This window comes from Burkholderia sp. MSMB1835, assembly GCF_001526365.1.
Lineage (GTDB): Bacteria > Pseudomonadota > Gammaproteobacteria > Burkholderiales > Burkholderiaceae > Burkholderia.
The window spans coordinates 80,350-91,051 of the sequence record NZ_LOYP01000005.1 but is presented as its reverse complement, the minus strand read 5'-3'; the positions used below and the strand labels follow the sequence as shown (position 1 = coordinate 91,051).

General features: G+C 66.7%; 12 protein-coding genes. 8 read left to right on the top strand and 4 right to left on the bottom strand.

Annotation, left to right across the window (positions count from 1 at the left end):
- Nucleotides 1–332 precede the first annotated feature (332 nt).
- From WS96_RS03580 to WS96_RS03565, 4 genes are all read left to right on the top strand, one after another.
- Complete coding sequence (locus WS96_RS03580) at nt 333–845, top strand: fimbrial protein (protein ID WP_034207269.1); 513 nt, start codon at nt 333–335, stop codon at nt 843–845.
- Between the two features lie 122 nt (nt 846–967).
- Nucleotides 968–3,418 carry a fimbria/pilus outer membrane usher protein gene (locus WS96_RS03575; protein ID WP_059830716.1) on the top strand — a complete coding sequence of 817 codons (2,451 nt, stop codon included), beginning with the start codon at nt 968–970 and terminating at the stop codon, nt 3,416–3,418.
- Nucleotides 3,419–3,435: 17 nt separating this feature from the next.
- Nucleotides 3,436–4,182: a fimbrial biogenesis chaperone gene (locus WS96_RS03570; protein ID WP_059785665.1), complete on the top strand. Its 747-nt coding sequence runs from the start codon at nt 3,436–3,438 to the stop codon at nt 4,180–4,182.
- The gene (locus tag WS96_RS03565) at nt 4,179–5,207 is read left to right on the top strand and encodes a fimbrial protein (RefSeq protein WP_059830714.1); all 1,029 of its coding nucleotides are present in this window, start codon (nt 4,179–4,181) and stop codon (nt 5,205–5,207) included. Before WS96_RS03570 ends, WS96_RS03565 begins: the two co-directional genes overlap by 4 nt.
- A 112-nt stretch (nt 5,208–5,319) precedes the next feature.
- On the opposite strand, the gene WS96_RS03560 is transcribed toward WS96_RS03565, so the two are convergent.
- Nucleotides 5,320–5,964 carry a class I SAM-dependent methyltransferase gene (locus tag WS96_RS03560; protein ID WP_156443565.1) on the bottom strand — a complete coding sequence of 215 codons (645 nt, stop codon included), beginning with the start codon at nt 5,962–5,964 and terminating at the stop codon, nt 5,320–5,322.
- Nucleotides 5,965–6,006: 42 nt separating this feature from the next.
- Nucleotides 6,007–6,624, bottom strand: a complete 618-nt coding sequence (locus WS96_RS03555; RefSeq protein ID WP_257127928.1) for a DedA family protein — start codon at nt 6,622–6,624, stop codon at nt 6,007–6,009.
- Nucleotides 6,625–6,836: 212 nt separating this feature from the next.
- On the opposite strand from WS96_RS03555, the gene WS96_RS03550 reads away from it, so the two are divergent.
- Complete coding sequence (locus WS96_RS03550; RefSeq protein ID WP_034207275.1) at nt 6,837–7,502, top strand: response regulator transcription factor; 666 nt, start codon at nt 6,837–6,839, stop codon at nt 7,500–7,502.
- Complete coding sequence (locus WS96_RS03545) at nt 7,499–8,878, top strand: ATP-binding protein (protein ID WP_059830713.1); 1,380 nt, start codon at nt 7,499–7,501, stop codon at nt 8,876–8,878. Before WS96_RS03550 ends, WS96_RS03545 begins: the two co-directional genes overlap by 4 nt.
- A 75-nt stretch (nt 8,879–8,953) precedes the next feature.
- On the opposite strand, the gene WS96_RS33985 is transcribed toward WS96_RS03545, so the two are convergent.
- Together WS96_RS33985 and WS96_RS03540 are read right to left on the bottom strand one after the other, a co-directional pair.
- Nucleotides 8,954–9,091, bottom strand: coding sequence for an HHHH-motif protein (locus tag WS96_RS33985; RefSeq protein WP_014897078.1), 138 nt, complete (start codon nt 9,089–9,091; stop codon nt 8,954–8,956).
- Nucleotides 9,092–9,137: 46 nt separating this feature from the next.
- Nucleotides 9,138–9,383: a hypothetical protein gene (locus tag WS96_RS03540; RefSeq protein WP_059830710.1), complete on the bottom strand. Its 246-nt coding sequence runs from the start codon at nt 9,381–9,383 to the stop codon at nt 9,138–9,140.
- 293 nt (nt 9,384–9,676) lie between these two features.
- Between WS96_RS03540 and WS96_RS03535 the strand changes: the two genes are divergently transcribed.
- Entirely contained in the window at nt 9,677–10,345 is a 669-nt protein-coding gene (locus WS96_RS03535) for an RNA polymerase factor sigma-70 (protein ID WP_059785676.1), read from the top strand.
- 85 nt (nt 10,346–10,430) lie between these two features.
- Nucleotides 10,431–10,673, top strand: coding sequence for an MbtH family protein (locus tag WS96_RS03530; protein ID WP_006476052.1), 243 nt, complete (start codon nt 10,431–10,433; stop codon nt 10,671–10,673).
- The last annotated feature ends 29 nt before the right edge of the window (nt 10,674–10,702 follow it).

Genomic DNA, 10,702 nt, shown 5'->3' with positions numbered 1-10,702 from the left:
TTTGTCCTTTGACAGGAGGCCGCGCGCAAGCCGGTGCCGACGAGGAGGGATATGGCAGAGACGATTATCGGCAAAAAAATCCCTTAATCTTCAAGCGCTTCCGGAAAATCAAAAAGGAGTGCGGATAAAAGATCCGGAATTGAAAGACAAAAGGAATGAATGAGCTTCTGGAGGGGTGAATCGAACATTGTCAGATGCATTTGACAATGATTTACAGAAATCTTTCGTTGTTATCTCGATAATGCCGCCTCGTGTCGGACGGGAGCCAGCACACGCTGCCGTTTTTATCCGCCACGTCGTTCATTCCATTTGCACTCCTTACGGGAAACGTCATGAAAAAATCTCTCCTGACCGCTGTCGCACTCGCGGCCCTGTCCACCTCGGCCTTCGCGGCGGGCACCGGCACGATCAACTTCACGGGCGAGATCGTCGCGGGCGCATGCGGCATCGATGCGAACTCGGTCAACCAGACCGTGCAGCTCGGCAAGGTGCCGACCAACAAGTTCAAGCAAGCCGGCGACAAGTCGGACCCGGTGTCGTTCGACATCAAGCTGACCGACTGCGACACCAGCATCGCGCAGAACGCGTACTTCACGTTCACGGGCACGTCGAGCGCCGGCCAGCCGAAGCTGCTCGCCACGATCGGTTCGGCAACCAACGTCGGCATCCGCCTGCAGTCCGCGTCGGGCGAATACCTCGACAACGGCGCCGAGCAGAAGGCGCCGACGCTGCTGCAGAACGGCACGAACACCGCGCGCTTCGCGGCGATGTACGAAGCGACGGCAGCCGGCGTGACGCCGGGTACCGCCGACGGCGTCGCGAACTTCACGGTCCGCTACCAGTAAGCGTCCGTACCGGAGGAGGGAGGCGTGCGTCCCTTCCTCCTTCGTCTTTCCTCCCGTTTTCCTTCTCCCTGGACTCCCGGTAGCGCCGCGTGCGAATCAGACATTCCTTCCTTTGCGTCTCCGTGCTGGTCGTCGGCAGCCAGAGCCATGCGACGGAATTCAATTCGTCGTTCCTCGACATCGACGGAACGAGCAACGTCGACCTGTCGCAGTTCTCGCAGCCGGACTTCACGTTGCCCGGCGAGTACATGCTCGACGTGCAGGTCAACGACCTGTACCTCGGACTGCAGCCGATCGAATTCGTGACCGTCGATGCGACGGGCGCGGGCAAGCCGTGCCTGCGACCGGAGCTCGTCGCGCGGTTCGGCCTGAAGCCGTCGCTGGTCAAGGATCTGCCGCGCTTTCGGGGCGGTTGCGTCGACCTGGCTGCGATCGAAGGGGCGACCGTGCGTTACCTGAAAAGCGACGGGCGGCTCAAGATCACGATTCCGCAGGCCGCGCTCGAATTCACCGATTCGACTTACCTGCCGCCGGACCACTGGTCCGAAGGGATTCCCGGCGCGATGCTCGACTATCGCGTGATCGCGAACACGAACCGCAACTTCGGTGCGGCCGGCGGGCAGACGAATTCGATCCAGGCCTACGGGACGGTGGGCGCGAACTGGGAGGCGTGGCGCTTGCGCGGCGACTACCAGGCGCAATCGAACGTGGGTAACACGGCGTACGCGGATCGCACGTTCCGCTTCAGCCGGCTCTACGCATTTCGCGCACTGCCGTCGATCCAGTCGACGGTGACGTTCGGCGACGACTACCTGAGCTCCGACATCTTCGACACGTTCGCGCTGACGGGCGCGTCGATCCGCAGCGACGACCGCATGCTGCCGCCGTCGCTGCGCGGCTATGCGCCGCTGATCTCGGGCGTGGCGCGGACCAACGCGACCGTGACCGTGTCGCAGGCCGGCCGCGTGCTGTACGTGACACGCGTGTCGCCGGGCGCGTTCGCGCTGCAGAACATCAACACGAGCGTGCAGGGCACGCTCGACGTCGCGGTCGAGGAAGAGGACGGCAGCGTGCAGCGCTTCCAGGTGACGACCGCCGCCGTGCCGTTCCTCGCGCGCACCGGACAGTTGCGCTACAAGGCCGCGGTCGGCAAGCCGCGACTGTTCGGCGGCGCCGGCATCACGCCGTTCTTCGGTTTCGGCGAAATCGCATACGGCCTGCCGTTCGACGTCACCGCGTATGGCGGCTTCATCGCGGCGTCGGGCTACACGTCGGTCGCACTCGGCGTCGGCCGCGATTTCGGCGCCTTCGGCGCGGTGTCGGCCGACGTCACGCACGCGCGGGCGCGCCTGTGGTGGAGCGGCGCGACACGCAACGGCAACTCGTATCGCATCAACTATTCGAAGCACTTCGACGGGCTCGATGCCGACGTGCGCTTCTTCGGCTACCGCTTCTCCGAGCGCGAGTACACCAACTTCGCGCAATTCTCCGGCGATCCGACGTCATACGGCCTCGCCAACAGCAAGCAGCGCTATTCGGCGACGATGTCGAAGCGCTTCGGCAATACGTCGACCTATTTCTCGTACGACCAGACGACCTACTGGGCGCGTGCGTCCGAGCAGCGGGTCGGCCTGACGCTCACGCGTGCGTTCTCGATCGGCACGCTGCGCAACCTGAACGTCAGCGTGTCGGCATTCCGCACGCAGAGCGCGGGCGCGAGCGGCAACCAGTTCTCGGTCACCGCGACGCTGCCGATCGGCGGCAACCACACCGTCACGTCGAACCTGACGACGGGCAGCGGCAGCACCAGCGTGAACGCCGGCTACATCTACGACGACCCGGCCGGCCGCACGTACCAGGTCAATGCGGGCGCGACCGACGGCCGCGCGTCGGCGAACGCGAGCTTCCGCCAGCGCACGTCGGCGTACCAGCTCACCGCGCAGGCGTCGACGCTCGCCAATGCGTATGCGGCCGCGTCGCTCGAAGTCGACGGCTCGTTCGTCGCGACGCAGTACGGCGTGTCCGCGCACGCGAACGGCAATGCGGGCGATACGCGGCTGCTGGTGTCGACCGACGGCGTGCCCGACGTGCCGTTGTCCGGCACGCTCACGCATACCGACTCGCGCGGCTACGCGGTGCTCGACGGCATCTCGCCGTACAACGTGTACGACGCGACCGTCAACGTCGAGAAGCTGCCGCTCGAAGTGCAGGTGACGAACCCGATTCAGCGCATGGTGCTGACCGACGGCGCGATCGGCTTCGTGAAATTTTCCGCCGCGCGCGGCAGCAACCTGTACCTGACGCTGACCGACGCGGCCGGCAAGCCGCTGCCGTTCGGTGCGTCGGTGCAGGATGCGGCGAACGGCAAGGAACTCGGCATCGTGGGCGAAGGCGGCGCGGCGTTCCTGACCCAGGTTCAGCCGAAATCCACGCTGGCGGTGCGGGCGGGCGAACGGACGCTCTGCACGATCGACGCACTGCCGAACCAACTCCAACTCGAAGGCACGCCGATTCCGCTGACGTGCCGGACACCCGGCGAGTCGCATGCGGCGGCCGTGCGGGTCGAACGATGATTTCCATGGATCCAGCGATGAAGAACGTTTTCTCCCTTGCTTTCCCGCGGCGCGCGCTGTGCGCGTTCGCGGCCGTCGGTGCGGTGCTGGCAGGCGCCGCGCATGCGGCGATCGTGCCCGACCGCACGCGCGTGATCTTCAACGAAGGCGAGCAGGCCGCGATCGTGACGATCGCCAACAAGAGCACGACGTATCCGTATCTCGTGCAGTCGTGGCTCGAGGATGCGAAGGGCAACAAGATCACGTCGCCGCTGATGGTCGTGCCGCCGCTGCAGCGGGTGGAGGCGAACGAGCGCAACGTGCTGCGGATCGCGAAGCTGCCCGGCGCGCAGTTGCCCGCCGATCGAGAAACGGTGTTCTACCTGAACATCCGCGAAGTGCCGCCGAAGACCGACACGCCGAACACGCTGCAGATCGCGCTGCATACGCAGATGAAGCTGTTCTACCGGCCGAAGGCCGTGCAGCCCGCGCGCGACGAGGATTGGACGCTGCCGATGACGCTGCGGGTGGATGCGGCCGCGCACAAGCTGGTGTTCGACAACCCGACGCCGTACCACGTGACGGTGGTCGACGTGAGCGCGGGCGCGCAAAAAACGCCGGTGCCGATCGAGCCGACGATGGTGAGCCCGATGAGCACGGCCGACGTGCCGTTCAAGGCGGCGACGCCATCGACGCTGTTCGTCACGCATATCGACGATTACGGCGGCCAGGTGGCGGTCGAGTATGCGTGCGAGGCCGGTGTGTGCAAGAGCGTGAAGAAATGAGCGGGGGCGCTCGAAGCGGGGCGGCGACGCGAACGCCCGGGTGGCTCCGGTGGTGGGTGCTCGCGCTGTTCGTCGCGTTTGCGCAGCCGGCGTGGGCGTTGAAATGCGTCGCGAACGGCAGCGGCATGTCGCTGACCGAATCGATCGGCAACGTCGCGTCGTATCCGACCGACGCGCCGGACGGCTACGTGATCTGGGTTTCCCCGCCGCGCACGACGACCGGCTATTGCTACAAGGATATTCCCAGGCTGCAGAACTTCCCCGAGCAGGTTTACTTCTACGCGAATCCGGCGATGCAGAATCCGGCGGCATGGGGGCTCGAAGTCGGCATTCGCTACGGTGGCGAAGACCATTACGGGCGCGGCAACCTGCAAGGCGATCGCATCGATACGGGCAGCTCCGTCGGTGTGTGCCATTTGAGCGATTGGGAGGTCGGGCAAGGGCGGTGCCCCAAGGTGCCGATCAGCATCACGTATCAGATCGTCGTGCGCAAGCGCGGAACATGGGTGACGCCGCCGTCGGACGTCTACGCGGTGTTCCAGTTCGACGGCGAACGCGGGCTGAACAGCAACGGGAGCTTCCGCTACTACCTGAGCGGATTGCAAAAGCTCAAGCCGACGCCGTGCACGGTCGACGTGCTGGTGACGCCCGAGCCGGGCATCGTCAATTTCGGGCAGGTGCAGACATCCGGCAACGGCTTCCTGCCGGCCGTGCCGCGCCGGCGGTTTTCGCTGTCGCTGACGAAGAAATGCAGCATTCCGGTGCGCGTCGACGGTTACTTCGAAGCGACGAAAGGCATCGTGCAGAACGGCTTGCTGGTGCCTGACAGCAAGAGCAACTTCGGCATCGGCCTCGAGGACAGCCAGGGCAAGGCGATCGAGTTCAACAAGCAGTTCACGCTCACGCAGTTTCCGGCCAACGTCGCGAATCAGAGCGTGTTGCTCGATGCGGTGCTCAAGTCGTTCGGACCACCGAAGATCGGGCCGTTCGATGCGGCCGCAACGATCCGGATTTTCCTGTATTGAGCGTTGTGCGGCGTCGATCCATTGACCGGGATCGGCGCGACCCGAGCGAACGCGCGCGGCCCGTCGCCGGGGCAGCGTACGGCAGCACGAACCGCCGGGCCGTGTCTCGACCCTACGAAGCCGTTGCTCGAGCAACCTCATCCAGCGACGGCTTCGCACCGGCCCGGTGCCGGCCGATCACCTCACCCAGCCGTTCGAACCGGTACACGAAGGCCGGCGGAAAATTCATCCACGCGACGCCGACCCGTACGGCGCGAATGCGCATGGCTTCCAGATGGCGCGCGGGAATCGGGCAGCGCGGCACATAGGTGAACTGATGGAACGCGCCACCGGCGGCCAGATGGCGCGCAAATGCGCACTGCACGATCGCGACGGCTTGTTCGACCGGCATCGCGACGAGCGGCAACCCGCTCACGATCGCCTGCGCGCGCTGCCCGCCGAAGAAGTCGCCGGTCGTCCCGAGCTCGGCCGCGTCCATCTGCATCACCCGCAACGCCGGAAACTGATGCCGCAGCGCGTTCGCGAAACCGGGATCGGCTTCCACCAACACCAGCCGATCGCTCGCGACGCCGCGTGCGAGCAGCGCGCGCGTGAACACGCCGGTGCCGGCGCCGAGTTCGATCACGGCCGCGCCGTCGCACGGCACCTGTGCGGTGATCAACGCGGCGAGCGCCGGACCGGACGGCGCAAGTGCGCCGACCCGGCGCGGATTGCGCCACCAGCTACGCAGAAACAGCATCCAATCGGGGATTCGCATCGACAGGCTCCTGGAGGGTCGATCGGTCAATGACAGGCGCGGCTAGGCGACCGCTTGCGCGGCGAGATAGCCGGCCGTGATGAACAGCGTGTTCCATAGCGCAATGCCGGCCGCGGCGCCGGACGCGAAACGCGTGAAGCTCGTTTCGAGCAATCCGGCGAGCGCCGGCGCGACGAGCCGGACGAACGGCACCAGTTGCGACCACAGGGCGAGCCGCGTGGGCCGCGCGCGGATGCTTTCGATCAGCGCGTCGATTCTGGCGGGCTGCAGCCGGCCCAGCGGCGCGAGGCGGCGCAGCAGGGTCAGCACGCTGTCTTCCGGCCACAGATTGCCGAGCACGTAATGAAAGAGGCAGCCGGCGAAACTGCCGAGCACCGTGACGACGATCGCTTCCGGCAAGGTCCACGCGCCTTGCGCACCGGCGACGCCGATCATCGCGAGCAGCACGTGCGACGGCAGCACGGGAATCAGCCGTTCGATCAGCGACAGCCCGGCGAGGCAGACGATGCTGTTGGCGCTGGCCAGGCTCAGCGCGAGGCCGAACGGGACGAGCGTGGCGAACTGGTTCATCGCGCGGCTCCCGTGCGACCCGTGCACGACGAGCACGACCAGCACGACGGACACGACGCGTGCGGCCTTCCATGCCAGAATGGCGCGCACCGGCCCGGCGCGAAGGTGGCGCGCCGCGCCGTCTTGCATCGCAGCAACGAAATCGAAGAACGGAACACGGTCATGGCGGGCCTCTCTGGAAAGCGCCGGATGCATGGCGCCGGCAATGCGGCGATCGATGCGCATCGTGGCCCCTCGGCTTTAAGAAGTTTTTAATCGCGGTCCGTCAGGCTGGCGACCTCGCCATTCGAGGAGCGATACCGATGCATATCCTGCTGGTGGAAGACGATGTGATGCTGGCCGACGCCGTGCGGGCCGGCCTCGCGCAGAACGGTTGGCGCGCGGACTGGTCGGCCGACGTGCCGGCGGCGCGGCTCGCGCTCGTCGGGCACGACTACGACGCGGTGCTGCTCGACCTGCAACTGCCGGGCGCGTCCGGTTTCACGCTGCTGGCCGCGATGCGGGCGAACTACGATGCGACACCGGTGCTGATCGTGACCGCGCGCGATCAGTTGAGCGACCGTATTCGCGGCCTCGACGCCGGCGCCGACGACTATCTCGTGAAGCCGTTCCAGCTGGACGAGCTGTATGCGCGGCTTCGGGCGCTGACGCGCCGCAGCCAGGGCCGCGTGTCGGAGCGGCTGGTGTGCCGCGATGTCCATGTCGATCCGGCGCGCCGGGAAGTCACGCGCGCCGGCGAACCGGTCGCGTTGAGCATCCACGAATACCGGACGCTGCTCGCGCTGATGGAGCGGCAAGGGCGAGTCGTCACGCGGGCGCAGCTCGAGGAGCGCGTGTACGGCAACGACGGCGCAATCGAAAGCAACACGATCGCGGTGTACATCCATCAATTGCGGCGCAAGCTCGGCGACGAGCTGATCGTGACGGTGCACGGCTTCGGCTATCGCGTCGGGGAGGGCACGGCATGAGGTCGCTGCGCGTACGCCTGCTCGCGACCGTGATGGCGACGGTCGTCGTGTTCTGGGCCGGCTGGGGCGCGTTTCTCGGCATCGGCCTGTGGCGCGAACAGCGCGGCTGGCGCGACGGCTTGCTCGAGGGCGCCGCGCAACTGCTGCTGTTGTCGTTGCCCGATACGATCGATCGTCTGCCCGAAGTGCGCACGCAGGCGGTGTTGCCGAAAACGGCGTACGGCAAATACGACGTCGCGTTCCAGATCTGGGTCGACGGCCGCAATGTCATGCACAGCGCGGATGCGCCGGGACCCGCGCTCAAGCCGGACATGCGCAATGGCTACGGCGTGAGCGCCGGGCGCGGTATCGCACGCGACGAGACCTGGCGGGTCTATTCGCTGTCGGATCCGGCCGGCCGGATTCACGTGCAGACCGGCGGGCCGGCCACGACGTGGCAGGAGAAGGCCAGCAATGCGGTGCAGCTCGGCCTGTTCAATACGGCGGTGATGCTCGCGATGCTGGGCGTGGCGATCTGGTGGGGGATCCGCTGGTCGTTCGGGCCGGTGCGCGAGGTTCAGCGGGCGATCCAGCACAAGGCCGCGTTCGATTTTTCACCGTTGCCGTTGACGATGCTGCCACGCGAACTCCGGCCGCTCGTCGAATCGTTCAATCGGCTGCTCGCGCGGCTGAGCCAGGCCGTCGATACCGAGCGCCGTTTCATCGGCGATGCGGCGCACGAATTGCGCATTCCGCTGGCGGCGTTGTCGGCGCAGGCGGAAGTGGCATTGCGGGCGGACGATCCGACGGACAAGGACGCCGCGCTGCGCCGGCTGGCAACGGGCGTCGAGCGCAGCGCGCGGCTGTCGGCGCAATTGCTCGAGCTGGCGCGGCTGGATGCCGGCTCGCGTGCGGAGCAGCATGGGCCGGTCGACCTGGCACGGCTGATTGCGCTGATCGCGAGCGACTTCGACGCGGCCGCGCATGCGCGCGGGCAGACGGTGCGGGTGGCGGTCGAGCCGGTATGCGTGTGGGGCGACCTGGACGAAATCGCGATCGCGGTGCGCAACCTGATCGACAACGCGCTGCGTTACGGCCGTGAAGGCGGGCGGGTCGAGATCGCATGCGATGGCGTTGCGGATGCAGGGCGGGTCAGGTTGCGTATCGCGGACGACGGGCCGGGCGTGCCGATCGATCAGCGCGAGCGAATCTTCGAACGCTTCTACCGGGTGCCGGGCACTGCGCAGCCGGGAAGCGGCATCGGCCTGTCGCTGGTCGCGCGCATCGCCGAGTCTCATGGCGGGGCGGTCGACGTGACGTCCGGTATCGACGGGCACGGGCTCGCGGTGATCCTGTCGTTTCCGATCTGGCTCGCGCCGGAGCGGTGGCAGCGCTAGCGTGGACGCCGCCTGGCATCGACCGCGAAAAAAAGCGCCGGCAAGCGGCGCTTCTTCGCATCGGCTACGCGACGCTCAACGCACCCAGCGGCACACCTTGTGATGGTGATGCTCGAAGTGACACACGCGGTGCGGATGCGCTTCGGCGATGGCCGGCACGAGCACGGCGGCGGCCACGGCGGCGGCGGTGAGGGTTTTCAGTAGCGTCTTCATGTCGAGGTCCTGTCGTTGAATGATGAATCAAGAGTGCGCAGCGGCATCACCACTGCGGCCGCTGATCGTCGCGACGGTCGTCACGGTGGTCATCCCGGCGATCGCGGTCGTCACGCGGGCCCGGATGCCGGGCTTCCCAGTCGCGGCGCTCCCAGTAGCGATTTCCGTCCCAGTAACGATCGCCATGCCAGCCGATCGTGACTTCGGCGGGGCCAGGGTAGGCGACGCACCCGGCGAGCATCACGCTCGAGAGCGCGCCCACCATGACTGCGGATAACACGATGGATTTCATGTCGTTCTCCCTTGGTAACGGCAAGTGGATCGTACGAGCCCCCAAAATTTCACGCGGTAAGAAGTTGCTACCGCCGATGACACGTGCAGGCGTTTCGTCAGGAACGTGAAAGCATGCGTTCGCGGTGTGCGGGCCGTCCGCGCAGCGCAGATGCGCACCCGTCCGCGCCGACGACGACTCCGTCCATTGTTCAGACAAATCCTGACGACCCAAAGGGGCATCCCGTAATCGGATTGAGAATGATTTGCGTTTACGTTAAATTTCGTTATCTCGGAATTTGACGGAGCAGATCGATGGCCATGGCGGAAGTACTCGACCGACCGGCGGCGACCGCGGCAAACCCGTTCCTCGGCAGTTGTCCGGACTTGCCGCCGCGCGCCGCGCCGCGTGCGCGCCGGGCGTCCGAGCCCCGTGCGCAGGGCGCGCTGCTCGACGTGCTGATCGCCCATCGCGCGATGCTCGTCAACGTCGCGCGCGGCTTCGTCGGTTGCGCGAGCCGCGCGGAAGACGTCGTGCACGACGTGTTCGTGAAGCTCGTCGAATTTCCGAACCAGGACGCGGTGCGCCAGCCGGTCGCGTACGTGACGCGGATGGTGCGCAATGCGTCGATCGACGCATGCCGCCGGCAGAGCCTGGAAAACGTCTATCACACGGAAGAGGACGACGGCTTCGACGTGCCGTCGCCCGAGCCGACGCCGGAAGCCGCGCTGATGACGCGCGATACGCTGCGGCGCGTGTGGGCCGCGCTCGACGACCTGCCGGCGCGCAGCCGTGCGGCCTTCGAGATGGTGCGGCTGCGCGAGGAGACGCTGCAGACCGCGGCGCGCGCGCTGAACGTGTCGCAGACGCTCGTGCATTTCATGGTGCGCGACGCGGAGCGCCATTGCGCGGAATGCCTCGACGCGTGCCATCGCGGCGTCGCCTGCCCGGTGTTCCTCGGCGGCCGTGCGCGGCGGCGGTAAAAATACGCGCCGGTCAACCGTCTATCAGACAGGAGCGGCCGAATCCGCCGCTTCGCCTCCTTCAACCGCCCAGCGATTTCCGATCATGACGCAAGCCCCGACGCCTTCCGCCGACACCGACGATCTCGTCTATACGGTCGTCATCAACGACGAAGAACAGTATTCGATCTGGCCGACGTTCCGGCCCGTGCCCGCCGGCTGGCGCGAAGTGGGCGTGAGCGGCCCGAAGGCCGATTGTCTCGCGCACATCGAGACCGTCTGGACCGACATGCGCCCGGCGAGCCTGCGCCGCGCGATGGACGGCGAGCGCGCGACGCGCGCGTCGTGATCTGCTGCGCCGCGGGTGCGGCGCCTCAC